27 protein-coding genes are annotated in these 25,672 nt (G+C 28.8%); 13 read left to right on the top strand and 14 right to left on the bottom strand.

Translation table 11 applies throughout. From position 1 onward, the window contains the following. Nucleotides 1-83 precede the first annotated feature (83 nt). On the top strand, nucleotides 84-782 hold the full coding sequence (locus DSQ20_RS00910; protein WP_179365697.1) for a cytidylyltransferase domain-containing protein: 699 nt from the start codon (nucleotides 84-86) through the stop codon (nucleotides 780-782). Between the two features lie 15 nt (nucleotides 783-797). Here the strand turns inward: DSQ20_RS00910 and DSQ20_RS00905 are convergent, their stop codons facing one another. The 6 genes from DSQ20_RS00905 to DSQ20_RS00885 all read right to left on the bottom strand — a co-directional run bounded on the left by DSQ20_RS00905 (nucleotide 798) and on the right by DSQ20_RS00885 (nucleotide 7,047). Further along, nucleotides 798-1,457, bottom strand: coding sequence for a Gfo/Idh/MocA family protein (locus DSQ20_RS00905; RefSeq protein ID WP_218841291.1), 660 nt, complete (start codon nucleotides 1,455-1,457; stop codon nucleotides 798-800). Then, the gene (locus tag DSQ20_RS10415; protein ID WP_218841290.1) at nucleotides 1,412-1,795 is read right to left on the bottom strand and encodes a Gfo/Idh/MocA family protein; all 384 of its coding nucleotides are present in this window, start codon (nucleotides 1,793-1,795) and stop codon (nucleotides 1,412-1,414) included. The genes DSQ20_RS00905 and DSQ20_RS10415 overlap by 46 nt, the downstream gene beginning before the upstream one ends. A 47-nt stretch (nucleotides 1,796-1,842) precedes the next feature. Further along, entirely contained in the window at nucleotides 1,843-3,147 is a 1,305-nt protein-coding gene (locus DSQ20_RS00900; RefSeq protein WP_179365696.1) for a sorbosone dehydrogenase family protein, read from the bottom strand. A gap of 30 nt (nucleotides 3,148-3,177) precedes the next feature. After that, the gene (locus tag DSQ20_RS00895; RefSeq protein ID WP_179365695.1) at nucleotides 3,178-5,016 is read right to left on the bottom strand and encodes a UDP-N-acetylglucosamine 2-epimerase; all 1,839 of its coding nucleotides are present in this window, start codon (nucleotides 5,014-5,016) and stop codon (nucleotides 3,178-3,180) included. Nucleotides 5,017-5,113: 97 nt separating this feature from the next. Then, complete coding sequence (locus DSQ20_RS00890; RefSeq protein WP_179365694.1) at nucleotides 5,114-5,398, bottom strand: hypothetical protein; 285 nt, start codon at nucleotides 5,396-5,398, stop codon at nucleotides 5,114-5,116. Nucleotides 5,399-5,481: 83 nt separating this feature from the next. Then, complete coding sequence (locus DSQ20_RS00885) at nucleotides 5,482-7,047, bottom strand: B12-binding domain-containing radical SAM protein (protein ID WP_179365693.1); 1,566 nt, start codon at nucleotides 7,045-7,047, stop codon at nucleotides 5,482-5,484. A gap of 189 nt (nucleotides 7,048-7,236) precedes the next feature. Here DSQ20_RS00885 and rfbF point away from each other — a divergent pair, with 189 nt between their 5' ends. Genes rfbF through DSQ20_RS00855 form a run of 6 tightly spaced genes read left to right on the top strand, consistent with a single transcriptional unit; the run spans nucleotide 7,237 to nucleotide 12,735 of the window. Next, nucleotides 7,237-8,007, top strand: coding sequence for a glucose-1-phosphate cytidylyltransferase (gene rfbF, locus DSQ20_RS00880; RefSeq protein ID WP_179365692.1), 771 nt, complete (start codon nucleotides 7,237-7,239; stop codon nucleotides 8,005-8,007). After that, on the top strand, nucleotides 7,989-9,065 hold the full coding sequence (rfbG, locus tag DSQ20_RS00875; RefSeq protein WP_255458281.1) for a CDP-glucose 4,6-dehydratase: 1,077 nt from the start codon (nucleotides 7,989-7,991) through the stop codon (nucleotides 9,063-9,065). Before rfbF ends, rfbG begins: the two co-directional genes overlap by 19 nt. Before the next feature lie 5 nt (nucleotides 9,066-9,070). Further along, a complete protein-coding gene (locus DSQ20_RS00870) occupies nucleotides 9,071-10,303 on the top strand; it encodes a class I SAM-dependent methyltransferase (protein ID WP_179365691.1) in 1,233 nt (410 codons plus the stop codon). Next, a complete protein-coding gene (gene rfbC, locus DSQ20_RS00865; RefSeq protein ID WP_179365690.1) occupies nucleotides 10,300-10,842 on the top strand; it encodes a dTDP-4-dehydrorhamnose 3,5-epimerase in 543 nt (180 codons plus the stop codon). The genes DSQ20_RS00870 and rfbC overlap by 4 nt, the downstream gene beginning before the upstream one ends. Continuing rightward, complete coding sequence (locus tag DSQ20_RS00860) at nucleotides 10,839-11,582, top strand: class I SAM-dependent methyltransferase (RefSeq protein WP_179365689.1); 744 nt, start codon at nucleotides 10,839-10,841, stop codon at nucleotides 11,580-11,582. The genes rfbC and DSQ20_RS00860 overlap by 4 nt, the downstream gene beginning before the upstream one ends. Before the next feature lie 22 nt (nucleotides 11,583-11,604). Beyond that, nucleotides 11,605-12,735, top strand: a complete 1,131-nt coding sequence (locus DSQ20_RS00855) for a DegT/DnrJ/EryC1/StrS aminotransferase family protein (protein WP_179365688.1) — start codon at nucleotides 11,605-11,607, stop codon at nucleotides 12,733-12,735. On the opposite strand, the gene DSQ20_RS00850 is transcribed toward DSQ20_RS00855, so the two are convergent. Beyond that, entirely contained in the window at nucleotides 12,732-13,532 is an 801-nt protein-coding gene (locus tag DSQ20_RS00850) for an MBL fold metallo-hydrolase (RefSeq protein WP_179365687.1), read from the bottom strand. The genes DSQ20_RS00855 and DSQ20_RS00850 overlap by 4 nt on opposite strands. A 72-nt stretch (nucleotides 13,533-13,604) precedes the next feature. Between DSQ20_RS00850 and DSQ20_RS00845 the strand changes: the two genes are divergently transcribed. Beyond that, nucleotides 13,605-14,384, top strand: coding sequence for a glycosyltransferase family A protein (locus DSQ20_RS00845; RefSeq protein ID WP_179365686.1), 780 nt, complete (start codon nucleotides 13,605-13,607; stop codon nucleotides 14,382-14,384). A gap of 328 nt (nucleotides 14,385-14,712) precedes the next feature. Here DSQ20_RS00845 and DSQ20_RS00840 read toward each other — a convergent pair whose 3' ends face one another. Further along, nucleotides 14,713-15,450 carry a hypothetical protein gene (locus DSQ20_RS00840; RefSeq protein WP_179365685.1) on the bottom strand — a complete coding sequence of 246 codons (738 nt, stop codon included), beginning with the start codon at nucleotides 15,448-15,450 and terminating at the stop codon, nucleotides 14,713-14,715. A gap of 373 nt (nucleotides 15,451-15,823) precedes the next feature. On the opposite strand from DSQ20_RS00840, the gene DSQ20_RS00835 reads away from it, so the two are divergent. The 4 genes from DSQ20_RS00835 to DSQ20_RS00820 all read left to right on the top strand — a co-directional run bounded on the left by DSQ20_RS00835 (nucleotide 15,824) and on the right by DSQ20_RS00820 (nucleotide 19,277). Continuing rightward, on the top strand, nucleotides 15,824-15,964 hold the full coding sequence (locus tag DSQ20_RS00835) for a hypothetical protein (protein WP_179365684.1): 141 nt from the start codon (nucleotides 15,824-15,826) through the stop codon (nucleotides 15,962-15,964). Then, a complete protein-coding gene (locus tag DSQ20_RS00830; RefSeq protein WP_179365683.1) occupies nucleotides 15,965-16,147 on the top strand; it encodes a hypothetical protein in 183 nt (60 codons plus the stop codon). A gap of 374 nt (nucleotides 16,148-16,521) precedes the next feature. Next, entirely contained in the window at nucleotides 16,522-17,358 is an 837-nt protein-coding gene (locus DSQ20_RS00825; RefSeq protein WP_179365682.1) for a hypothetical protein, read from the top strand. Nucleotides 17,359-17,390: 32 nt separating this feature from the next. Beyond that, nucleotides 17,391-19,277 (top strand): class I SAM-dependent methyltransferase, encoded by a 1,887-nt coding sequence (locus tag DSQ20_RS00820; RefSeq protein WP_179365681.1) that lies wholly within the window; start codon nucleotides 17,391-17,393, stop codon nucleotides 19,275-19,277. A 45-nt stretch (nucleotides 19,278-19,322) separates the two neighbouring features. Here the strand turns inward: DSQ20_RS00820 and DSQ20_RS00815 are convergent, their stop codons facing one another. Beyond that, nucleotides 19,323-20,549 (bottom strand): class I SAM-dependent methyltransferase, encoded by a 1,227-nt coding sequence (locus tag DSQ20_RS00815; protein ID WP_179365680.1) that lies wholly within the window; start codon nucleotides 20,547-20,549, stop codon nucleotides 19,323-19,325. 35 nt (nucleotides 20,550-20,584) lie between these two features. Continuing rightward, a complete protein-coding gene (locus DSQ20_RS00810) occupies nucleotides 20,585-21,505 on the bottom strand; it encodes an NAD(P)-dependent oxidoreductase (RefSeq protein WP_179365679.1) in 921 nt (306 codons plus the stop codon). Nucleotides 21,506-21,587: 82 nt separating this feature from the next. Here DSQ20_RS00810 and DSQ20_RS00805 point away from each other — a divergent pair, with 82 nt between their 5' ends. Further along, entirely contained in the window at nucleotides 21,588-22,631 is a 1,044-nt protein-coding gene (locus DSQ20_RS00805) for a GDP-mannose 4,6-dehydratase (protein WP_179365678.1), read from the top strand. 54 nt (nucleotides 22,632-22,685) lie between these two features. Here DSQ20_RS00805 and DSQ20_RS00800 read toward each other — a convergent pair whose 3' ends face one another. From DSQ20_RS00800 to DSQ20_RS10500, 4 genes are read right to left on the bottom strand one after another with little or no spacing between them, the layout of a single operon-like run. Further along, nucleotides 22,686-23,747 (bottom strand): glycosyltransferase family 4 protein, encoded by a 1,062-nt coding sequence (locus DSQ20_RS00800; protein WP_179365677.1) that lies wholly within the window; start codon nucleotides 23,745-23,747, stop codon nucleotides 22,686-22,688. Nucleotides 23,748-23,805: 58 nt separating this feature from the next. Continuing rightward, nucleotides 23,806-24,522 (bottom strand): NAD(P)-dependent oxidoreductase, encoded by a 717-nt coding sequence (locus tag DSQ20_RS00795; protein ID WP_179365676.1) that lies wholly within the window; start codon nucleotides 24,520-24,522, stop codon nucleotides 23,806-23,808. A 35-nt stretch (nucleotides 24,523-24,557) separates the two neighbouring features. After that, on the bottom strand, nucleotides 24,558-25,040 hold the full coding sequence (locus DSQ20_RS10505) for a UDP-N-acetylglucosamine 2-epimerase (RefSeq protein ID WP_255458280.1): 483 nt from the start codon (nucleotides 25,038-25,040) through the stop codon (nucleotides 24,558-24,560). Further along, nucleotides 25,001-25,630, bottom strand: coding sequence for a UDP-N-acetyl glucosamine 2-epimerase (locus DSQ20_RS10500; RefSeq protein ID WP_255458279.1), 630 nt, complete (start codon nucleotides 25,628-25,630; stop codon nucleotides 25,001-25,003). Before DSQ20_RS10500 ends, DSQ20_RS10505 begins: the two co-directional genes overlap by 40 nt. Nucleotides 25,631-25,672 lie beyond the last annotated feature (42 nt).

The following is a 25,672-nucleotide window of genomic DNA, read 5'->3' as shown; positions in this document are numbered from 1 at the left end:
TTTTAGTAATTCATTAATTAGTTTTCTTAAATTACGGTTTTGCCAAACAAAAGAGATATTATATTAGATAGGAATGTTACTGCGTGAAGCCTATATGCATCATACCTGCACGTGGAGGTTCTAAAGGAATTCCAAAAAAAAATATTCGACTGATGGCTAGAAAGCCACTTATTGCATACACAATAGAATCATCTTTAAAATCAAAGATTTACAGTCATGTTTTCGTATCTACAGAAGATGAACAAATTGCAAAAATATCTAAAAGGTATGGTGCAGAGATTCCATTTTTGAGACCACGAAAACTAGCAGGAGATACAATTCCAATTCAAGATGTACTTTTTCATGATGTAAAAAAACTATTATCATTAGGCTATCAATTTGATACTTTTGTTTGGAGGGATTGTACTGTTCCTTTTATCAGAAATGAGGACATTATAAATTCCATCAAACTAATACACAGAAAAAACTGTACCACTGTCATAGGAGTTTACAATCAACATCTCAATCCATATTACAACATGGTAGAGAAAACATCAAAAGGTTTTTTAAAATTGGTAAAAAGAAATAAAGAAAGACCCACTTCGCGTCAAAAAGCACCCATAGTTTATCAGATGAACGGGTTACATGTTTTCAATGTAAAAAAATTTCTAAAAACAGGTAAGATGAATCTGTCTAGATCTGTACCATTTGAAATCCCAATTGAAACAGGATTAATGATCGACACGGAACTTGAATTTAAAATTGCCCAGATGATAATACAAAACAAGTTATTGAAAATCTAAATAAAATAAATCTAATCAAACAGAAATTGTTCTTTTTAATTTGGAAGATTTCTTTAATGCTAATGCAGTTTTCATAGAGCGAATTCCTCCTTCTAGATCATTTATGGTTTTTGTTCTTTTATGTACACATTGAAAAAAATGTGTTAGTTCATCTACATACATTTTGTTATTTTGGGCTGTGGAGGTAAGAAGAGTATGTGTAGAATCCATAACAGTTTTCCATTTTTTTGTCTTTGCATTAAACACTTTAACCAGATTAGCATCAGTATTCCATGTGATTATTCCTGTAGTACCTTTAATTTTAAAACTCTTAAAGTAAGGTCGCTGGAAAAAGTCAAGATGAACTTCGGCAACAACATTATTTTCAAACTTCATAATTACAGCAGAATAATCTTCTACAGAGAGTTTTAAATCACTTAATTTTTCAGAGACCGAAAATACTTCATGCACATCTCCAAAAATCCAGTGTAAATAATCTAATTCATGTATCGCAGTAAGTACTATACCACCACCTAGTTCTTTACGTGCAGCATATCCTTTCCGATAATCTTCATGCGGATGCCAATCTGGAAGGTATGAGCTACTATCAACTTGAACGGCAAGGATTTTGCCAATTTTTTGTTGTTCAACTAGTTCTTTAATTTTTTTATTGGTGGGTAAAATCGGAGGTTGCAACCGATCATAGTGATCAGTTTTTTTTTGTTGATGATTTTTTCAAGTGTTGTTACATCTTTCATAGAATTAGAAAGGGGTTTTTCTATAAACAAATCAATTCCTTTGTTTGCAAGTTGCAATGCAGACTTTATGTGAAAGCTTGTTTCATTAGTTATGAAAGCTATATCGGGATTTTGATCAATACCATCCTCAATCGATTTAACTATGTGAATATCATTTCTTGGTAGATTTATATTTTTTTGTTTGGTACAGATTATTATATCTGCATCAAAATTATCAACAATATTTTTTGTATGTCTTTTTCCAATTGAACCATAACCAACTACAAGAACTTTCATTGGATCAGATCTAATTTGAACATTATAATAAAAATTTGGGTCATATCTTATTTTTTATACATTTTATAGATTATATTATCTGAAAGGGACACTATGTATAACGCACCATCTGGTCCAAATTTTAAATCAGTAATACAACCAAAATTTGAACCAAAAATTATCTCAGTCATTGGTTCAAGAATGGTTTTATCTTCGTTATCAATGATTTTATTAGATACTAAATCTGATAGATGCTCATCATTAAAAACAAATGCTGTTCGTTCCTGATTCAATTTGAAATTATAGATATCACCTAAACAGTTAGCCACAAAAAGACTGTTATTGTATTTTTCAAATTGAGGTGAAACTGGAAATATCAGTGCTGTTGGAACTACGGTTAACTCCCAGGTGAATTCTGGATCACTGTATTCAAAATGGTCAGTTAAAGTTAGATCAGTAGATTTTCCTTGAGATGGTCCAAGTATCTTTACCCAACCACTATTGGAGTTAGGCAATACAAGATTTACTTCGTCATATAATTCTGGTCCGTTTTCGGTATCCCACATATGACCAGTTATTGGATCAATAGCAAGACCAAAACTATTTCTTATTCCCATTGCATAATAATGATCCATTGGATTTGAGGTATCTCTTGGTTTTGTTATTGATTCATCTAAACCTACCTTAATGATGACACCAGTATCATCTAATTCTCCAGATTGATAGTTTTGTAAGATTCTATATTTTTCCAAGGGAGAATTGGTACTTGTTTGATCACCAATAACTGCATATACATTCTTGTCAGAATCAGCAACCAAGATGCCTCCATTATGCCATAATGACTTACTAGGAAGTTCTGTTACCAGTTTAGGATCAAAAAGTTTTGAGCCGTCCCACTTGTATTTGTAAATATGATTACCAAGTGCTATGTCACCATCATTTTTAGCTTCTGTAAAGTACAAATATACTGTAGAATCTATACCGAGAATTCCCAATAATCCTTGTTCATTAGTATTACTAACTGATAAATCAAGTACAGGTTCGGTTTGGAGTTGTCCATTTTTTATTAGTCTTATGGTTCCTTTATTTTTTTCAAGAATCAATATGTCATTTCCCATAAAGGTCATGGTTGTAGGTTGACTAAGTCCTGTAACAAATTCTTCAATCATAAAAGTAGAGTCAACAGTTTGTGCTTTTAGTGGGATGCCGACATTTCGTTCTGCTGTACGAGTAAATTCCTGCTGAAAATCTCTTAAGAACCTTATTGGTTCTAGCACTTCATGAGGTAACATATAGGGTGCCTTGTATGCAATTGCACCAAAAATCAAAATTGAGATCATAATAGCAAGAATTACAATTATTTTTTTCTTCACACTAAGTCTTGATTATTTCCAGTATTTAGTTCATACATCATTCTCTAAAAAGCTAAGGATTGTGGAAGAAGCACTTCCAGGATTTGCAAGGTATAGTTTTAGAAATTGGTTGCCTTTTTCTATTAAATTATTTTTCACATCAGGGTTTTTATAAAATGATTTAATCCATGATTCTAATTCATTAGATTTGATTTGAGGACAAAAATTAAAAACTTCAGGTTTGCCAAAATGATCTTTTATTGGTATAGAAATAACAGGTTTTTTCATAGCTTGTGCCTCCAAAATCACAGTACTCATATCTGTAACAATTACTAAGGAACTGGATTTTATTAGTGGTTGAATATCACCTGAATGGAATACTTGGATCTTGGGATCAATTTGCTTAGCTATTACATCTTCCATTGCATGTTTTTGAGGATGTGTTTTAATAATCAAATGTTTTTTTTGGTTGGAAATAACTTGACAAATTTTTGCAATAGTATTATGATATTGATTTTGTTGATTAATTGTTAAATCTAAAGATCTATTAAATGCATAAGGATCTGCCGCTAATAAAACGTAATCAGAAGAAAAAAATTCCGAAATTTTATTATCAAAGATGTTATCAAAAAATATACTACCCATACTTTTAACTCTATTAGATTTAATTCCGTTATGTATCAAATAATTTTTAAAACTATCACCATATGAAATAAAAAAATCAGAATTTTTTGGTATGAGTCTTTGAAATGTATTTTTAGAAATCATTTGTGGAGAATCATAATAAAGACCATGTTGTAGTTGAAAAACTGGTATTTGTTGTTTTTTTGCGAAATGTAGTATTATTTGTTCAATTGTTTCAGCTTCATTAAGGATTAAAACTTTAGAAAAATAATATTTCTGAAATAGTTGTTTAGCAAGTTCTATCTCTTTAGCAGCCTCAAAAAAACCTCTTTTGTAGAGCTGAATAAAAAAGGGTTTTAATGCATTCCAAAAAGATGTCGTGTTAATTGAGAAATGTTTGGCTAAGACATTTTCGTAAGATAGAATAGAATCTAATTTAGTTTCAAAAATTTGTTGATTTAGTTTTATCCTAGTCATTGTTTCTTTATTCAGAAGATTTGATTCATTTTCCATTATACAATTTGAATTCTTTATTATGTTGAATGTCTTCTTATTCCAAATTGATGGAATACCTCGATCATATTTTATCAAGTTTAAGTGAAATTTAGAGCTTGTTAAAAGAAAATTTTCATTTTTCAAAGTAGTAAAATTCACGAGTAAAATTGATTTATCATCAGTTTTAATTTTTTTATTTAACAGAAAAATCTTAATACATTTATCAAGTATTGTTTGAATCATTGAAGCGTGTTCTGAATTTAGCTTCAAAGTAAAAATTTTTGGACCGATTTTTACTGGGATTTCTATATAGGAATAAATTGATTCATTTTTAGTTTTAGTTTTAATTACTTTAACATTTTTCGTATATCTAGAAATAATTTCATAGACATATTCTGATACTAAAAAAGTATTATTTGGATATATTGTTAAAAAACTTGAGATCTCAAGAAATTTTTTTAAAAATGATGTCAATATGTCATAAAATTCGATATAAAATAACTCACCAAGATTGATACCATCTTCTAGAATAATTGTTGAAAACTCTGGTAATGCATGCCAATTTACAAAATGATGTATTTGACTTTCAAGTTTTTGTAATTCTTCAATGGTCACAAAATCATCAGAAATTTTATGGTCAATTTTTTTATTAGATAATTGAATATGAGAAAGATAATCAAGGGCTATAATTTCATGATTTAGGTTATAATTTACATCATCAATTGAAATTGTAGAATCTACCAAAATAATTTCAGATTTAGATAATGTCAATAGTCAAATTGTCGATCTGGATTTAATAAAACCTTTTTTAATAAATTAGTTATCCATAATGTATAATATCTAATTGTTCATAATATATCCAAATTAATCATATTTGGATTTCAGTATTTTGTGATAATTCTAAATTTTCAGGACTAAATTTGAATTTCTTTTGAGGTCTTCCCCACCAAATTGTTTCAAATCCCCATTTAACATAATCCAATTCTTGAACTGGATTTTTGAAGAAATACATAGTTTCTTCATTTTTTAATGGTGATTCTGATACGAAAAAGTCTTTCCAAGAGTGGTTAAAAATCATTGTTTTAGTTTCTCGTTTATCATCTCTTGTTGTTAAGAGAAATATTTGAAAGGTAATTAGATCCTCTAAGAGCATTGGATCACTATGAAAGGAGTATTCATTTTCTAAGTAATTGAGAAATAGAAGAATATCACGCTTTAAATCATTTCCATTTTCTACTAAATGTAGCCACGTACCCTCTTCAATAGCCCAAAAATTTCCCCCAAATTTGAATCAAAGTAACTCCAACCTCCACCTTTACATCCATTTTCAGTATGTTGTAACATTACATCAAATTCTCGTGCAAAAATGGAATTGGATTGCTTACAAAAATTATAAAATGATTCATAAAATTGAATGAAAGACAATTCATGTGATTTAATATAAAATTCCAATATCATATCTAAAATACCAAATGTATGAAAAGTTTGCATAAACCATGACCAAATATGCATTTCTTTAAAATCATTAACAGAAAATGAAGATGTACTAACTACGAAATCTTCATATTCTTGCATTTCTCTGCTATGTGTTGAAGAATGAGATAGATATATTGGAGAACGTACAGCTTCTATTTGATAAAATTTTCTATATTCAGGATTATTCATTGGTGCATTAGGCATAAGCACACAATTGTAAATGTATGTAGTGCTAATTTGAGTTTTAGACATAGTTTCTAATCCTCTTTTGAAGCTTTCCAGAGTTTCTCCTGGAAGACCTCTAATAATTTCAGTATATGTTGGAATTTGGTTTTGATTAAAAACTTTAGTTAATTCTGAAAAGGTATCAAATTTTATGTTTTCACGTTTAATAATATCAAGCGTTGTAGGATCTAACGATTGAACTGCTAAAGTAACAGCTGTAAGTAGATCCACATCTTGTAATTCTTTTGCAATTGGAATTATTTTTTCAGAAGAGAATTTTGCCCATGTGAGTCTAAATCCAAGGGGATATCCCTTTAAGATTTTTTGTTCTTTGAGTTTCTTCGCAATTTCTAAATCCCTTTTTTGAAAAATTCCAAAATTTGCATCTGCGCAATGTACAAATTCCACCTTATTATCTGCAAACCATTCAATTTCTTTCATTAGTCGATCATCGGAATAATTACGTAGTTTTGTATAGGTTAGACTGCCCCAATCACAAAAAGTGCACTGATATGGACATCCGCGATTAGTTTCCCAAATTGCCATATACTTCATCCCCTCAATTTTTTCAGTTAGATCCCATATCAAATTACTCAAATACGGAGACGGAACTATATTCAGATTATCCATTCTCGGTCTTAATCCAGTTTTGAAATCTTTTGTTTCTAATCCAGCAATATTTGAAAAATCTTTACTGACAAGATAAGATTCAAGAATTTCTTCAAGAGTTTTTTCTCCTTCACCATGAACAATAATGTCAACAAAAGGATATTTTTCAAAAAAACCATCAGTAAGATCAGGGGCTTGTGGGCCACCAAAAACAATCAAACAGTTGGGATTAATTTTTTTTACATTTTCTGCTAGATATGTAGTGATTTCCCAATTCCATACATAACAAGAACATAACAAAATATCAGAATTCTTACACTCTTGAATATATTCATCAACATTTGGTCTAGAGATAAAGGTTTTAGCAAACTTGAAATTTTCTTTTATTCTAGTATTAGTTAGTATATGAGATACTAATGTGGCAATACTATAAGGAAAAAATACACGTCCATTATAAGTATAGTTAAATTCTGAACTGTTTACCTTAATCATTATACGTGGTAGATTTTCATCATATAATAATATGAGGGTAAAGAAATAAAAATTATTCATAGATAGATAAAATATTAAAAATAAATGAAAAAACAATCGTTAAAAAAATTAGGTACGGAAAAGCTGTCTGTAAGTTAATGGTTTGAAAAAGAAGCCCTTATATCGAATTTATAAGCACTTAGAAGAATAATGAAGGCTGTAATTTTAGCTGGTGGTTATGGAACTAGAATTAGTGAAGAAACCCAAGGTAAACCTAAACCTATGATTGAGATTGGAAACATGCCAATATTATGGCACATAATGAAAAATTATTCATTTTACGGCATCAATGATTTTTTGATTTGTTGCGGTTATAAAGGATATATAATAAAAGAATATTTTGCAAATTATTTTCTTCATACATCTGATGTTACAATAGATGTAAAAAATAACAAAATGGACGTGCATAAAAAATTTGGCGAACCATGGAAAGTTACATTGATTGATACGGGGATTGAAACAATGACTGGAGGACGTTTGAAAAGAATTAAGTCGTATGTAGATGACAGTAGTTTCTGCTTTACATATGGAGATGGACTAAGTAATGTTAACATTTCAGAATTATTACAGTTTCATGAGAAAAAACAAACTATTGCAACAATTACTGCAATACAACCTCCTGGAAAGTTCGGTAGATTGAATCTAGATCAAAATAGAGTAAAATCTTTTGAGGAAAAACCGGATGGAGATGGAGGATGGGTTAATGGAGGATTTTTTGTTTTAGAACCACAAGTTTTTGATTATTTGGATGATGATTCAACAATTTGGGAACGTGAACCATTAGAAAAACTTGCGAAAAATAATCAACTATCAGCATACAAACATAAGGGATTTTGGCATCCGGTAGATACTTTATGGGATAAAAATTATTTAGAGAAACTTTGGAAAGATGGAAATCCCCCATGGAAAATTTGGGAATGACGATAGATTTTTGGAAAAACAAAAAAGTTCTAGTTACAGGTCATACAGGATTTAAAGGAAGTTGGTTAACAATATGGTTAAAAAAATTAGGAGTAGAAGTCATAGGATTTTCAAAATCAATTCCAACAAAACCAAGTTTATTTGAGATTGGAAATGTAGAAGATGGAATAACCTCAATTTTTGGTGATATTAGAGATTATGAATATCTTAAGCAAGTAATTATCAAACATAAGCCAGAAATCATATTTCATTTAGCTGCACAATCTCTTGTAATAAAATCATACAAAGACCCCATAGAGACCTATTCGACCAATGTTATGGGTACTGTGAATTTGTTAAACATCATTAAAGAAAATAAAGAATCCAAAGTCATAATCAATGTAACAAGTGACAAGTGTTACGAAAACAGGGAAACACTTGAAGGATATACAGAAAATGATCCCATGGGAGGATATGATCCATATAGTAGCAGTAAAGGTTGTTCAGAATTAATTACTTCATCATTTAGAAATTCATTTTTTAATTCTGCAGATAGCGGAAATAATGTAACATTAGCATCCGTACGTGCAGGCAATGTTATTGGGGGTGGAGATTGGGCTGAAAATAGATTAATTCCAGACATCATACAAGGTATTATTAACAATGACAGAATAAAAATAAGAAATTCAAGCTCACTTAGACCATGGCAACATGTTTTAGATCCGCTCAATGGTTACCTGTTACTAGCTGAGAAAATGTGGAATTATAAAAATAAATATGCAGAAGGATGGAATTTTGGACCAGATAAAAATGAAATTAAACCAGTGTCATGGATAATAGAGAAATTTAATGATATGTGGAAGACACAAATTAATTGGGAAATTATGAAAACGGATTTACATGAAGCAAAATATCTAATATTAGATTGTCACAAAGCCAAAACAAAACTTGGATGGCAAACAAAATTAAATACAGAACAAGCAATAAAATGGACAATTGAGTGGTATAAAAAAAATTTAGATAAAACAGATATGAGAAAATTTACTGAAGAACAAATTACAAAGTTTAGTGATTTATAGCAAAAATGAAAACTAGACGATGTAGAATTTGTAATGCAAAGATAACAAAGACTTTTGTTAATTTAGGCAATATGCCATTAGCAAATGCATTTCTCAAGAAAAACATTGTTCATAAAGAACTAACATTACCATTACATGCTTATGTATGCTCACAGTGTTTTCTTGTTCAATTAGAGAAAATTGAAGAACCAAAAAACATTTTTTCAGATTATGCATACTTTTCATCATATTCTAAAACATGGTTAAAACACTCCAAAGATTATGTAGATAAAATGATGAAAAAATTCAGACTGGATTCAAAAAGTTTAGTTATAGAAATAGCTAGTAATGATGGTTATTTACTGCAGTATTTTAAAAAATCAAAAATACCTGTTTTAGGAATTGAGCCAGCAATTAATGTGGCTAAAATAGCACAAAAAAAAGATATACCAACAATTACCAAATTTTTTGGAACGAAATTGGCTACCGAGTTAAAGAAATCTGGAAAAATACCACGATTGCTTATTGCAAATAATGTTTTAGCTCATGTTCCAGAGGTAAATGATTTTGTAGAGGGATTAAAAATTATTCTAGATTCAAAAGGTATCATTACAATTGAATTTCCGCATTTACTACAATTAATAAAAAAGAATCAATTTGATACAATATACCATGAACATTTTTCATATTTTTCATTAATTACCGTAAAAAGATTATTTGAATTACATAACTTAGAAATTTTTGACGTCGAAGAAATTTCAACTCATGGAGGATCTTTGAGAATTTATGTAAAACATAAGGAAAATAAGAATATAAAAAGAAAAAAATCAGTTAATAGATTAATAAAAAAGGAGAAATTATTTGGATTAATTAAGTTGAGTACATATACAAATTTTAGTAAAAAAACAAAACTGTCTCAAAAAAAAATTGTTGATTTTCTTACAAATGCTAAAAATGCAAAAAAAATTGTTGTAGGATATGGTGCACCGGCAAAAGGAAATACTTTATTAAATTATTGTAAGGTGAATTCAAAATTAATTAGATATACAGTAGATATGAATCCTCACAAACAGGGGTTGTATTTGCCAGGAACTCATATTCCAATCAGAGCCCCTCAAGAAATTTTTAAGACAAAGCCTGATTATGTTATGATTTTACCATGGAATTTAAAAAATGAAATCATGAGACAGAATAAAGACATACGTAAATGGGGTGGTAAATTTGTAGTTCCAATTCCAAAGGTGAGAATATATCGATGAAATTTATCAACATGGAAATTGAAGGATGCATTATAATAGAAATCGAAAAGAAAATTGATACCAGAGGTTTCTTTGCAAGAACCTGGGACAGAGAAATATTCAAAAAACAGAATTTAAATGAGAATCTTTCACAATGCAGTATTTCTTTTAACAATAAAAAAGGCACCATAAGAGGAATACATTTTCAAATTCATCCGTACAGTGAAACAAAACTGGTGAGATGCACACGAGGTAGCATATTTGATGTAATTATAGATTTGAGAACAAACTCCAAGACTTTTAAAAAATGGATCAGTGTAGAGTTATCTGAAGAAAATTATAAAATGATATACATGCCAGAAGGAGTGGCTCATGGTTTTCAGACATTAGAAAATAATACCGAGGTATTTTATCAAATGACTCAATTGTATATGCCAGAATTTGCTAGAGGTATACGATGGAATGATCCGCAGTTTAACATAACATGGCCTATCAAATCACCCATATTATCCGAAAAAGATAGTAAGCATATCGATTTTAATGAGAGATCTCTAATATGAAAAACGAACAAAGACAACACTATGATGGAAATAAAGACAAAGATTTCATTATTGCATCATTTAAAAAATGTGTGACAGAAAAAAGAGAAATAGATAAAGATCTTGAAAGAATAATTTTACCTTTTATAAAAACAAAAAAATCTACAATTTTGGATGCTTGTTGTGGCATAGGTCACATATCTTATTTTTTAAGTGAAATTAGCCCAGAATCAAAATTCTTAGGTGTTGATCAAACAACTTATCTTATAGAGGAAGCAAAAAAACTCTGCCAGAATAAATCCAATATTACTTTTGAAGTAAATGATATTTCTAATATTACAACAAAATATAGCAAAACTTTTGATATTTCAATTAGCTGGAGAACCATTTCATGGTTACCTTATTATGAACAGATGCTGAAAGATTTGTTTGCAGTAACCAAACACCATATTTTCATTAGCTCATTGTTTTATGATGGTGACATTGATTTTATAACACAAGTAAGAGAATTTAAGAAAGAAACTGGAAAAGAGCATTTTAATGATTATTACAATGTGTATAGTCTCCCTCAATTTCGTAAATTTGTTTATGAATTAGGAGCTAAAAATATAGAAGTGTATGATTTTGAAATCAATAAAGATTTGCCAAAACCACCAATTAATCAATTAGGAGCACATACTTTGAAATTAGAAGATGGAAAAAGGTTGCAGATTAGCGGTGTAATACTATTGCCATGGAAAATAATTAGAATAGATTTATAGAAAAAGAAATACGAGTAAGCATATGGAAAGAATACCAGTATTTGTACCATGCATGGGTAATGATACCAAAAAACACCTTGAAGATGCTTTGGATGTAGGTTGGTTAGGCATGGGTTCCTACACAAAGGAATTTGAGGATAGAATTTCAGATTTTCTTGATTTAAAAGATAGATTTGTAGTTGCCACTAATACTGGTACATCGTCTTTACATATAGCATTACGCGCAGCAAAAATAGGATCAGGTGATGAAGTAATCACACCATCGTTTAACTATGTAGCTGATCATCAAGCGATAAAAATGACAGGTGCGAATGTAGTAATGTGTGACATACAAGAGGATAATCTTGGAATTGATTGTTCCCAAGTTGAAAAATTAATTACAGACAAAACTAAGGCGATCATACCTTTACATTTTGCAGGTATTCCGTGTGATCAAAAAGGAGTATTTGAAATTGCTCAAAAGTATGATTTACGTATAATAGAAGACGCCATGCATGCATTTGGTACAACAATAGACAATAAAAAAATAGGAAGTTACGGTGATATCACTTGTTTTAGTTTTGATCCTGTCAAGATAATCACTAGTATTGATGGAGGATGTGTAATTGTAAATGATGAAGATGAATTTCATTATTTACAAAATTTACGTTTACTTGGTGTAGACAAAGATACTACAGAGCGCTACAAAAATAAACGATCGTGGGATTATGACGTAATAAGTGAAGGCTATAGGTATCACCTAACAAACATCATGGCAAGTGTAGGAATATCACAAATTAAAAGAGTAAATGAATTTATAAAAAGCAGGCAAAAAACATGCCAAGAGTATAACAACGCTTTCAAAAACATAGAAGGATTGAAAGTGCCTCAAACAGATTTCAGAGAGATATCTCCATTTATTTACAGTCTTAGAATTTTAGATGATAAAAGAGAGTATCTAATAAAACATCTCGATGAATTAGGTATAGATGTAGGAATTCATTTTATACCGGTTCACAAGCACAAATATTTTACAAATGACAAATATGGAGATATGACTGTAACAGATAAAGTAGTAAAAGAAGTTTTAACATTACCACTACATACAAACATGAAATCAGATTATATCAAGAGAGTAATCGATGGAGTGGCTAGTTTTTTTAAAAACAATTAAAGTGTAATAGTTTTAAAATCATGAGCTATAGAAACTTTACAATCAGTTAGTTTTTGAATAGTTTTAATTATTGATTTTTCTTTTCCATAAACAATGGGATATAGATGTGTTAGAATAATTGATTTAAAATTCCCAATTTTTGCTATATTGGCTACTAATTCAGGCTCAAGGTGTTTTCCCTTCAATGATTTTTTGTCTGGAAAAGAACATTCAATGGCAACAACGTCTGCGTTTTTTCCTAATTTACATATTCTTTCATCATAACCCATATCACCTGTATAAACAAAAGATTTTCCATTTGAATCCAAACGAAATGCAATTCCATCATCATGATCAACTGGACAACATGTGATTTTCCAGTTTTTTTTAGTTAGAACATTTCCATTTGACACTTCAAAACAATTTGTGACTTTTCTATAATCTAATTCCTTACTCATATAATTCCATTTACTAATATTTTGAAAAATATCTTTGTTCCATCTTTTCAAACCTATGGGACCAAATACCATAAGAGGTTTACCTATTCCGACATCACATGTTTTTTGGTTGAAATGTCTACTCTTTACAAGTGGGATGTAATCAAGTGTATGATCAATATGATAATGGGTTAGAAAAAGATAATCTGGATAAATTTGTGTATTAATTTTCAAAGTATGTAGTTTGTGAAGAGTGCCTGGTCCTATATCAAAAAGCATTTTTTCGCTACCAATTTCTATCAATATAGAAGAATAAGATCTCAGATGTATTGCTTTTGGATTGGGAATAATTGAGCCAGTTCCTACAAATGTTATTCTCATGTATTACTAAACGGTATAAATGATTTAAAACATATTATTAAACAGATAATTTAGTTATGAATTACGTTACATATGAAGCCAAATGAGATACAAACTTCAGATCATCATCCAAAAGTCAGCATTGGTTTACCAGTATATAATGGAGAGAAATTCATTCGTAAGAAATTGGAGTCATTAGTGATGCAGACTTTCAAAGATTTTGAGATCATAATTTCAGATAATGCATCTACAGATTCAACATCAAAAATTTGTGAAGAATTTGTAGCCAAAGATAATAGAATAAAATATTTTAGACAAGAAAAAACAATTGAACCAATTTTAAATTATTATTATGTATTAAAAAAAGCTAATTGTAAATATTTTGTATGGACGTCTGTTGATGATATATTATATCCAGAATTTTTAGAAAAAAATCTACAAATTCTAGAAAAAAATGAACATTTTGTATGTTCTATTAGTAAAATAAAGCTTTATGGTCCTATGACAGAATATATAAAATCTGAAAGTTCAGAAAAATCATTTTTTTCTAAAATACATAAAAAAATTTATCAAAAAATAGGATATCAAAGTACATTTAGAATTTCAGGAAATTATATGGAACGCATAAAACAATATATCAAAAATATTCGTCACAATCAAGTTTTGTATGGATTATACAGGACTGAACAAATAAAAAAAAGTTTTGTAAAAGAATCATTTATTGGAAATGATGCAGCAATTACATTTAATCTATTAAAATATGGAGAAATTTTTGTTATTGATGAGATTTTGATGGAGGTATATGATGGAGGAATGTCAAGATCTGGAATGATTCAAGTATTGAAAAAAATGCATCATAAAATTTGGGATTAATTTTTCCTTTTTTACCGTTTACATTGTGGTGTAAGAAAAATTTAGACAAAAGTATTTGTATGAGAAATTTACCATTTTTTTTAAAAATTAATTGTGAAGGTGTTTTTTCATTATGTTTTGACATTTTAAGAAAATTAAGATTGAAAATATAACGCTAATCTTTTTATGTAAAAATTTAAGATTATTTGAACGCATCAAAAAAATATAAATTGATAAAAATTATCAGATAACATTAAACGAAAATTCAAAGTGCATTATTTGATCTTGTTTTTTATCTCACCAATTACGGCTTGAAATAATTTTCTAGTTTTGAAATCTACAGCATATGTTAGCAAAAGATATCCTCCGATTCCAAATCCAACAAATAATAAAGTTCCGGCATAAATTCAATTAATTTTTCATTATATTTCAGATATGTTTCAGTTAAAAGAAATAGAGGTCCAAATATGGTTATGCATACTATCAAGTATTTACTCATGCTTTTAAGATCTATTTTGATTTTAAAGCTACGAGACATTAAGATTGAAAGATACACTGTTGTAGGTATCACTCCGAAGAATCCTAACAGAGCCCAATAAATCAATAAATCAAACTCTGAATGATTAGGAATCAAAAGAACAAATCCCACAACTAGAAGTATCAAATAAATTCCATTCTGAACCAGTCGAAAGGTTGGAATTACAAATAACTTACTTTTTGCATAATTTGTTAATGTTGATTCGGAATTTAGATCAACTTTTTCTATTCCAGTAACAAAACTTTCAAAGACTCTATTAATAGTATCTAAAATAAATCTCATTGTTAAAATCAATACTAACAAGGCAGCTGTAGCATAAATTGGATTCAATGCAAACAATCCAGGTTTTGCAAATGTAATTGATAAGGCAGCCAACAGAATTGCAAAATATAGTATTTTGGTAATATTATCTTGTAAATAATCTGATTTTCCTCCACCCAGTAATTTTGGATATATAGCAGATGAAATTGAACCGGAGTGTATTACTAACGTTGAAACACTCCAAGCAGCTCCAAAATAGGCAAGTCCGGTGACGCTTCCAGTTATCACTGAAAAAATGACGATATCAAGAGATCTTAATAAAACGTTAACCCCGGGGTAAAGAGATACCCAAGATAGATTAATCCATTTTTTGAAAAATTCTTGTTTTATTGCATTGTTAATTTTTCTCTAGCAAAATATGCAAGTAGTATTGTACTTGGAATAGTAGCTAATGTAATAGTCAGTATTACTCCTGGTACACCAAGATGTAGAAAATAAACAAAATTATTGCCATTATGATTTTTGACATTTCCAAAAAAAGCTGTCCTAGACTAATAACATGCGGTTTAAACCCTAAATTTATCGATGAAAGAACATTGTTTAAAAACGATATTGGAATTAATAGTGCAGCAAAAAATAAGATTTGACGATCAACATCAGTTTGTTGGCTAACAAAAATGCAGAAATTAGAAAAATTATAATCCCAATTGAAGAGAAAAAACTACTAGAAAGAATAGCGGTTTTTCCAGATTTTTCTCCTCTTGCAACTTCTCTGGTAATCCAATACGACGTCACAGGTTGAATGAGAGCTATATACAAGATTAGCCCGTTAATCAGATTCCAAGTTCCAAATTCTTGGGGAGTTAAACTTCGAGTTACTATTAACATAAATATCAAACTTGTAAAAATAGTAACAATTCCTGTAATGAAGAAGAGAAAGCCTGAGTATGTTACACGTATATCAGACATATTTAACGTAGTTTAGATGGTATTCATATTGTTTTATCAACATTCATTTATTATAATTTAGAAAAGAGTTATAGATAATATGGGTTCAGAATTATACTTATTTATCATATGGGAAAAATCATTTGAAAAAAGAACCAAATTTTTGACGATATAGGAAAAAAATTTATTATTAGAGAAACATATGAAATTAAATGGAGTCCTGAAGAATTTGAGAATAATCTAAAGAGATTTTATGGTTCTTCGTTACCTAATGCATCTCAAAAAGCAGAATTATGTGGAAAAGGTCCGTTTTTACTAGTTATAGTTTCTGATCCTAATCCAAAGATAGAAACTAAGAGACTTGATGATGTAAATCAAGTAGAAGTAAATTCGAATATTTACAACAGCAAAATGAAATACAGGGAATGGATTGGAGTTGATTATGCTTTACATGCTTCAAATTCATATAAAGAAACTAATCACGATCTAATGTTATTAATTGGTAAAAAAAGTGAAGATTTAGAAAAAGATCTTCCAGAAAAATGGAATGGTTCAATAAAAAAAATAGAATCAGAGTTAATTGGTCATAATGGATGGACTGATATGAAACAATTTCTTGATTCATTAAATGTAATTTCCAATTATGTTATTTTAAGAAATTTTGAAGAATTACCAGATAAATTTGTGCATCATGATATTGATATTCTTACAGACAATGTAAAAATGATATCAGATTTAATTAATGAAGAAAAATCAGCTATTGGAAAAGCTTCAATAATGATCGGTGATAAGAAAATATTATTAGATTTTAGATATCAAGAAGGTCACCATTATGATGAAAAATGGGCAAAAGATATTCTTAAACGACGTATAATGCATCCGAGTGGATTTTATGTTCCATGTAATGAAGATTATTTTTATACGTTACTCTATCATGGAATTGTTCAAAAACAAATTCGAGAAGAATATAAAAAAATATTATATGAACTTGCAAAAAAGATTAATTTTAATGAAAATATTGAAGAAATTTTAAATGATTTTACACTGTCAAAAAAACTTTTAGATAAATACATGTCAAAAATGCGATACCATAAAACAACAATAGATCGTAGGATTTTATACAAAATTAGACATGGTGAGATAATACGATTAGTAAAAGTATCAATTTTTTTAACAAAAACTTATGGAATAAGATTTTTACTAAAAAAGATTAAAATCAAAATAAGAATGATAAAAAATGTAAAATAATGTTTAATTTACTGGGTTTGAAAATCAAATAAATGAACTTTCAATATAATTGTCCTGAATGCAAGGATGAATTACTTAAAGTTGAAAATAAATTATATTGTAATAACTGTCATAATGATTATGTACAAGAAAATAACTGTGTAGATTTTAAAAATTATGATTCACGGTATAATGTAAAGAATGAAATGATTATGAAAGAACTTCTTTTAGACGTTGAACAAAATGGTTACAAAGAAGGAATTAGAAAATTTCTTGTAGCCAATAATAAATTTAAATCCTATTTTTCTAATTTAGAATATGATAAGAGCATAGATGTTATTTTTCATGGAATAGGAAAAAATTGTTTACGATGTTTGAATATTAAAAATGAATTTGGAAATAAAGCAGAGATTCTATCTAATATTTTCAAACAAGTTTACACAATTGAATTTGATGATTACAGTATAGAATTTCAAAAGAAAAGATTTGATGAAGGAAAATGCAGTAACATATCTATTGCAAAATGTGATTTATTAAAACTGCCATTTCCAGATGGATATTTTGATTTGATATTATGTAATGATATTTTAGATAATATTTCAAATAATGCCATAACCTCAGATAAACCCGATTCACAAAAACAAATAATTACAGAATTAAAAAGGGTGGTAAACGAAAAAGGATGTATAATTTTTGGAGTGGATAATGACAGAGGTTTAAAAATTAAATGGAAAGAGTCGGGAAATAATTTAAGAGTAAATTCTAGTAGAAAATTTTCTGAATATCTAATGATTCTTCAAAATTCTGGTATGAGTGTAAAATCATATTGGGCATTACCAACGTATAACACACCATATTATTCTGGAGAAATTTTTGATAAAATATCTCTTAAAGCTTTTTTCAGAAATATCAGTATATTCATTTCAACTTTGCGTGGGGGTAAAAAAGGAACTAAAAAAATGGAAATGATGCTATATCTTCTTAAAAATATGAATTACTATTTAATGAAAAAGGGCATACAGATTTTTGCACCATCATTTGTATTTTGTTGCCGGAAAGGGGATAATTCAGGATCTTTGGAAAATTGGATAAAAAAAGAAACAGGTTATAAAAATATTTTAAGAATGAGCAGACATGAAAAAATTTTATTTATGTTACTTAATGTAAATGGAATAATTGAAAAATCTGTCTACATTAGAAGATTTGGTTACGAAATTCCCAGTGACATTAAGTTTTTTGAAAGGAATTATCCGAATATAAAAGAACCAGAAGAAAGAATGTGGATAGTTAATTGGTTAAATGGCAGACCAGTTAATCCAAACAATAAAAATGAAATATTTGCAACATTGAATTGGTTAATTGAATTTCAAAAAAAGAACAAGTTAGAGAAAATGAATAAAGACAACATACAGGCCGAAATCATGTTTATTAAAAATGGATTGGAGTATTTTCAATATACAAATGTTAATGAGTATTTTGATTGGTTAAAAGAGTACGTTCAATATATAGAAAATTATCAAATTCGCATGACTCCAGTTCATGGAGATTTTTGGTTTCCAAATGTTTTGTATGATACTAAAACTAAAAAAATAAATGTGATTGATTGGGAAACATTTTCTGAAAAAGGGAATCCATTTGAAGATTTCATGTGGTTTTTATGTAATCTAATGGGAATGTCATCTAAAGATCCTGTTTTAAAATTTAAAGAGAATTTAGAAGGCAATAGTAAGATGAACAAAATTTTAGATGAGATCAAAAACCAAATCAATTTACATTTTGGATTCAAATTAAACTATACATTACTCATGCGCATTAATTTATTAAAATGGATGATTATTCAAGAACAAATTAGAGAAAAGAGTTTAGGCAGACTAGAAAAAATCGATGAATGTGAGAGTATTCACTTAAAAATTTTAAATGTGTTATCAGAGCATAAATAGAAAATAATTATTTTTCAATTATTCTGAATTGAGGAAGTGGTACGATTAATTTACCGCCATTTTTATATAATTTTGTTCTCGTTTATGAAATTCGTCGATAAAATGCCATGGAAGAATCAAGTAATAATCAGGATTAAGTGAGTGAGACTCTTCTTCAGAAATTATAGGAATATCGGTTCCAATAGTTCGTCTACCCCATTTGTCAGGATTTCTGTCAGCTATAAATTGGATTAATTTGTTGTCTAGATTATAAAATTGCAGTAATGTATTACCTTTGGTAGATGCACCATAACAGTGTATAATTTTTCCAATAGAAACTTCATTTTGGATGAATGTAACAAGTTTATCTTTTTCATTATTTACTCTTGTGATAAAAGAATCAAATGGATGGTTTGTATCAAGGTGAAGATTGTTCTCTTTTTCACGTAGTTCTACAATATGTTTTAATGAATCAAGACTAATTAGTTTATTTTTATGTTGAACAAAAACACGAAAACTACCACCGTTAATATCATTCAATTGAACATCTACTACTTTCAAATCAAATTTTGATAAAAGAAATTCTAGGACATTAAGATGATAATATTCCAAATGTTCATGAACAATAGTATCAAAAGCGTTTTGAGATAGCATTAAAGGAAGATAAGATAGTTCAAGTATCCAAATTCCATCAGGATGTAGAATTTTAGAAATATCTTCAACGAATGTATTTGGATTTTCTAAGTCGTAAAACATTGCAATACTTGTAATAATTTTTGCTTTTTCATTTCCAAAATGTTTTATAAATTCATCAGAAGAGAAGAATTCAGTAATTATTGTTGCTCCACTTTGTTTTGAAAATTGTAGCATATTTTTAGCAGGATCAAAACCTACTGATCTTATTGGTAATTCTTTATAATTTTGTAATAAAGTACCATCATTACAGCCAATGTCTATCACAAGTTCATTTGATTCCAACTTCACTTTTGAAATAGCCTGTTTTACGATTTCATTAAGATTCTTAGTCATTGTTTGGTTTATACCAGAACGATAAAAATATCGATCATACATTAGATTGGGAGGAGTTGTATGCCTAAGTTGGACTAGTCCACACGCATTAGGATTAACGGATTTATCACATCGAACTAATTCAAGTGGTATTTTTTCCTTGAAAGGAACTACATCGTTAGATTTTGGGGAATATCCAGCAAAATATTGATCACCCAAGTTAAGAATAGTGACTAGATTTTTTGAATTACATATCCTACAAGATTCTCTTGATTTAAGATTCAATCTTTTTTAATTGAATTTGAACCTCATTATGAATATTATGAATTATTCAAGAAAGATTTAGAATTTGATTTGTGCTTTGATTTAAACCATTGAAATGTTTGTTTTAATCCCTCATCAATGGAAAGTTTTGGAATCCATCCAAATTGTTTAAGTTTAAAATTATTACATACTAATTCTTCAATATCGTTATTTCGGATTAAAGTCAAATCTGATTCTAGAGGGAGTTTTTTTTGAGAAATTTTAAAAAGTTTGTTGCATAAATCTTCAATGGAAAAACTTTCACCATATCCAATGTTAAATTTTTGGCATCCACTAAGATTTATTTTAAGTAAAAAATCTATCGCAGATAAAAAATCAGATATGTAAAGAAAATCTCTTTTAGTTTGAAGATTTCCCAAAATCATTTTATGATTGTTCAAAATTTGATTAATAATACGATAAATTATTGAATATAAAGGACTTCTAGGTCCATAAATTGAAAATGTTCTAAGAATAATAATTTTTAAACCATATAATTTTGCAAAATCTTCGCATAGTAGTTCTGCCTCAACTTTGCTTTTAGCATGAATTGAAATGGGATTTAATGGAAAATTTTCGTCAATGGGAAGAGAGTCTGGTTTTCCATAAACATGACTAGAGCTTGCAAAAACAAATTTTGAATCATTTTTACGTGCTAAATCCAACATATTTTTTGTACCATTAACATTAATTTCAAAACACTCATTTGGATTTTTTTCACAATATTCAATATCAGTTAATGCGGCAAAATGAAGTATGGTTGAAACATCATCAGGCATATTTTCTATTGATAAAATATCATCATGAATTTTTTCTACACCAGAAATTTGTGAAGAGCCACGATAAATTCCGTATGTTTTTGTATGATTTTTTATAAAGAATTGAGATAAATGAGAAGCTAAAAATCCATTTGATCCAGAAATAACAATTGGTTCCATAAAAACGGATTTTTTAATAGGCATTAATACTTTAGAGATAGATACATTAACTGTTTAAATTTGGTGAGTTTTAACAAAAATTATGAAACGTGTATTGATAACAGGAATTACAGGTCAAGATGGTGCATACTTGGCAAAATTTTTACATAATAAAGGATACAAGGTTTTTGGTACTTATAGAAGACTATCAACTCCTAATTTTTGGAGATTACATTATTTACAAATTTTTGACAAGGTAGAGTTAATTCCGGGAGATATTGTAGATTCTAGTTCTGTTGCGCAGGCTTTGGAGAAATCAAATCCTGATGAAATATATCATTTGGCAGCTCAGAGTTTTGTAGATGTATCTTTTAATCAACCACTTTACACTGGGGATATGACTGGTTTTGGATGTGTTAGGATTTTAGAACAATTAAACAAATTTAATAAAAAAATTAAATTTTATCAGGCATCTTCAAGTGAAATGTTTGGTGTTGAAAAAACACCATTAAAAAATGAAAAAACCCCTTTTCATCCAGTTAGTCCATATGGTGTAGCTAAAGTTTATGCGTTTTGGATGGTTAACATGTATAGAAAAATTTATGGAATTCATGCTTCAAATGGGATTTTATTTAATCATGAATCACCCATAAGAGGTCTTGAGTTTGTTACAAGACATGTTTCAAATGGCGTTGCAAAAATCTCCTTAGGATTATCAAATGAATTGTATTTAGGTAATTTAGATGCAAAAAGAGATTGGGGATATGCACCAGAATTTGTTGAAGGAATGTGGATGATGTTACAACAAAAAAATCCTGATGATTATGTTTTAGCAACAAATGAGAGTCATTCTGTAAGAGAACTTGTTCAAGAAGCATGTAAAATTGCAGGAATTTCTACTTCAAAAATAAAACAGGCAAAACAGAAGTTAAGACCATATGATGTACCAGATTTGAAAGGAGATTATTCAAAAGCTGAAAAGAAACTTAAATGGTCTCCAAAAACTAAATTCAAGAAACTTATAAAATTGATGGTCGAAGAAGACATCAAAAGATGGGAAAGATGGTTAAAAGGAGAGCAATTTCCTTGGGACGCAGCAACATCAGGAGAAGACTCCAAAGTAATTATTAAAAAAACAAAAAAATAAAATAAATTTAATTTTGAAATTTTTTATAGGTAAATACTTGGATATAATATTCTTCTAATTTTTAGCAGTTTTTTCCCAATTAAATTTTTCAGGTAATTTAGTTTTTGAGTTAATAGAAATTTTTTCATATAGTTCTGAATCAGATAGTAACAGATCTAATTTTTCTGCCAATCCATCAGGATTTTTTTTCTTAACAATTATACCAGTGACCATATCTTCAAGAATTTCAGAGTTTGAACCAACATCAAATGCAATACATGGAATACCAATTGCAGCTGCTTCTAAAAGCGAAAGTAAGAAGACATCTTCTAAAGAAGGATGAACAAACAGGGTAGATTTAGATAATAATTCAATTTTGTCCTTCTCAGAAATCCAACCCTTAAAGAATACATTATTTTCAATGCCTAGTCTTTTTACAAGGCTTTTAAGTTGGGTTAAGGCTCCAAAATCTTGTCCAGCTATAATTAGATCTACATTTTTAGTTTTAATTTTTGCAAAAGCACTGACTAAAAGATCTATATTTTTAGTTAGACCTAATCTGCCAACATAAAGTATATTTTTTCTATCTGAGACAATTTTTTCAACAGAAAACAATCTCATAGCAGGTTCAAGAATTTGTATTTTTTCTTCAGGAATGTTGAATTTATCTACTTGCCGTTTTTCTGCAAGTGAAGAAACAAGGAATAAATCTATACAATCTTGAAATCTCACCATAAATTTATTGTGAATATTTTTAATTAGATTAAGTGGAAATTTACCATATTGGTTTAGTGTTCCGTGCAAACTGATTATCACAGGCGGTTTAATTTTATTTTTCATCAAGGTAATGTAATCAGTTACAAAAAGAGGATATTCAAAAACATGTATTATATCATAGTTATCTAATTGATGATTTTGTATAAGTGTAATTAATTTAGGCATAAAACGATATTGAATAAACGGTATTGATATTGCTTGTAATTTAATTATATGAGTATATTGAATATCATCGACTTCAACATTATCTGTCAAAATTGTTATTTCATGTTTTTTTATTAGTTGATGTGTAACGTTTCTAATTACTTCATAAGTACCTGTTTTAACATTTAAACCTGTGACAACCATTAGAATTTTCATGTTTTTTCACCAATTATTTCAAATAAATTCAACATTAAAATAAACATAAAATCAGAATTCAGTCAAGAGAGTATTTTTTCCATCTTATTGTATCTAAACTCATATCCATTGTTAATTTAGGACCAGAATAATCATTAATTGTAATTGGTTTTACATCAGAAGTTGTTATTTTTGCTAAATCAAACATTGAAATTTTCTTGTCTCCAACAATATGGACTATACCCTCTAAATTACTTTCACAAATTTCTTTAATTCCATATGCAACTTTATCTGCAAAGATATACGTTCCAAATCGATCTGTAAATGCACCCGGATATGGCCATTTTTTCTTTCCAACAAAATTTGTTCTCAATATAATATGATTGGAGATCTTTTGTGTTTCATATTCTCCCAATAATTTAGTCAAAGCATAAAAATTTTCAGGGTATGGTATTGAACTTTCTGTATACATTTCTGAGTGTCCATCAAAAACACAAGCTGTACTTATGTAAACAAATTTGGTATTTGGAGAAAATTTTAATATTGCATTGACCAAATTTTTTGTTCCTTCCACATTTACTTTCATTGCTAATTCTTTATTTTCTTCACATCCTCGTACTGTTGTGTATGCAGCAGTATGAATTACCAGATCAAATTTTTCTTTGTTGAAAAGAGCATTAACCTGATTTTTATCACATATATCAAAATCTTTGTGTTCAGGTGAAATAGAATTTGGAAATAATTTTTTTAATTCAGAACCTAGTACTCCAGTAACTCCAGTAATCAATACAGTCATTTAGAATATTACCAGATTGTAGGTATAAAAAATGTTCAGTAAAGTTTTCCGTGTAAAATATTGATGACTTTTCTTGCAGTCTTTCCGTCACCAAGTGCCTCATTCCATTGCCAATCTGGTTTTCCAGAAGTAATGGATTCTGTAGCTCGTAGTATGTTTTCAGGCTCTAATCCAGACAATATGTTAGATCCTGCTTCAATGATTTCTGGCCTTTCGGTGCTTTCCCTTATTGTTACACATGGTTTCTTGAAATAAAGTGTCTCTTCAGGAACCGTTCCAGAATCTGTAAGTAAACAAAAAGCATTTTTTTCCAGGTAAGTAAAATCAAAAAATCCCAAAGGATCAATTAGTTGCACTCCTTTTGGAATCTCAATATTTTTTATTTTACTAGTTGTTCGAGGATGGATAGGGTAAATGATTTTTTTGCCAAATTTTCTGTGAATTTTTTCAAGGCCAGAAAAAATATTCTTTAATGATTTTATATTATCAACATTTTCGCTTCTGTGTGCTGTGACCAAAAAGTATTCATTTTTTTGATTTTTAGTTTTTGAAATATTTTGCTTTTCTCAATTTTAGGCATGTAATGATCTATCACTTCAATTATTGGATTACCCACAACAAAGATTTTGCTGGGATGAATATTTTCCCGGATTAGATTTTCTCGAGAATAATGAGTGTATGGTAATAATACAGTAGAGAGATGATCAATCATGACACGATTTTTTTCTTCAGGCATTCTAAGATCATAGCTTCGCATGCCTGCTTCTAGATGAGCGATTTTTATTCCTTGATGTGCAGCTGGAATTGCAGAAAGCCCGCTGTTAGTATCACCTAGAATTAACAATATGTCTGGATTTTCCTTTTTTAGAAGTTTTTCTGTTTTAACAATGACATCAGCTACTTCTATCCCATATGCCTCAGTGTTTACTTTTAAATCATAATCAGGTTTTCTAATATTTAGATCTTCAAAAAAAACTGAATTTAATTCCCTAGTGTAATTTTGACTTGTGTTGACCATTACATGTTCAAAATTTTTATCCAATAATGTGAATATTCTACTTAAACGGATTATTTCAGGTCTTGTTCCAAAAATAGACATTATTTTCATTAGATATCGGCTTTCATTATACGTGAATTAAAAAGTTATTGA

Origin of the sequence: Nitrosarchaeum sp. AC2 (assembly GCF_013407385.1) — an archaeon.
Taxonomy (GTDB): Archaea; Thermoproteota; Nitrososphaeria; order Nitrososphaerales; family Nitrosopumilaceae; genus Nitrosarchaeum; species Nitrosarchaeum koreense.
The sequence above is the reverse complement of the archived record's forward strand: the minus strand, read 5'-3'. Positions and strand labels throughout refer to the sequence as shown.

What these genes read in the sequence shown, in the direction of transcription:
- DSQ20_RS10415 (WP_218841290.1), bottom strand. Translation starts at nt 1,795, where the DNA reads ATGAAAGTTCTTGTAGTTGGTTATGGTTCAATTGGAAAAAGACATACA.
- DSQ20_RS00890 (WP_179365694.1), bottom strand. Translation starts at nt 5,398, where the DNA reads ATGCTCTTAGAGGATCTAATTACCTTTCAAATATTTCTCTTAACAACA.
- DSQ20_RS00885 (WP_179365693.1), bottom strand. Translation starts at nt 7,047, where the DNA reads ATGATTAAGGTAAACAGTTCAGAATTTAACTATACTTATAATGGACGT.
- rfbF (WP_179365692.1), top strand. Translation starts at nt 7,237, where the DNA reads ATGAAGGCTGTAATTTTAGCTGGTGGTTATGGAACTAGAATTAGTGAA.
- rfbG (WP_255458281.1), top strand. Translation starts at nt 7,989, where the DNA reads ATGGAAAATTTGGGAATGACGATAGATTTTTGGAAAAACAAAAAAGTT.
- DSQ20_RS00870 (WP_179365691.1), top strand. Translation starts at nt 9,071, where the DNA reads ATGAAAACTAGACGATGTAGAATTTGTAATGCAAAGATAACAAAGACT.
- rfbC (WP_179365690.1), top strand. Translation starts at nt 10,300, where the DNA reads ATGAAATTTATCAACATGGAAATTGAAGGATGCATTATAATAGAAATC.
- DSQ20_RS00860 (WP_179365689.1), top strand. Translation starts at nt 10,839, where the DNA reads ATGAAAAACGAACAAAGACAACACTATGATGGAAATAAAGACAAAGAT.
- DSQ20_RS00855 (WP_179365688.1), top strand. Translation starts at nt 11,605, where the DNA reads ATGGAAAGAATACCAGTATTTGTACCATGCATGGGTAATGATACCAAA.
- DSQ20_RS00850 (WP_179365687.1), bottom strand. Translation starts at nt 13,532, where the DNA reads ATGAGAATAACATTTGTAGGAACTGGCTCAATTATTCCCAATCCAAAA.
- DSQ20_RS00845 (WP_179365686.1), top strand. Translation starts at nt 13,605, where the DNA reads ATGAAGCCAAATGAGATACAAACTTCAGATCATCATCCAAAAGTCAGC.
- DSQ20_RS00830 (WP_179365683.1), top strand. Translation starts at nt 15,965, where the DNA reads ATGAGAGCTATATACAAGATTAGCCCGTTAATCAGATTCCAAGTTCCA.
- DSQ20_RS00825 (WP_179365682.1), top strand. Translation starts at nt 16,522, where the DNA reads ATGAAATACAGGGAATGGATTGGAGTTGATTATGCTTTACATGCTTCA.
- DSQ20_RS00820 (WP_179365681.1), top strand. Translation starts at nt 17,391, where the DNA reads ATGAACTTTCAATATAATTGTCCTGAATGCAAGGATGAATTACTTAAA.
- DSQ20_RS00810 (WP_179365679.1), bottom strand. Translation starts at nt 21,505, where the DNA reads ATGGAACCAATTGTTATTTCTGGATCAAATGGATTTTTAGCTTCTCAT.
- DSQ20_RS00805 (WP_179365678.1), top strand. Translation starts at nt 21,588, where the DNA reads ATGAAACGTGTATTGATAACAGGAATTACAGGTCAAGATGGTGCATAC.
- DSQ20_RS00800 (WP_179365677.1), bottom strand. Translation starts at nt 23,747, where the DNA reads ATGAAAATTCTAATGGTTGTCACAGGTTTAAATGTTAAAACAGGTACT.
- DSQ20_RS00795 (WP_179365676.1), bottom strand. Translation starts at nt 24,522, where the DNA reads ATGACTGTATTGATTACTGGAGTTACTGGAGTACTAGGTTCTGAATTA.
- DSQ20_RS10500 (WP_255458279.1), bottom strand. Translation starts at nt 25,630, where the DNA reads ATGAAAATAATGTCTATTTTTGGAACAAGACCTGAAATAATCCGTTTA.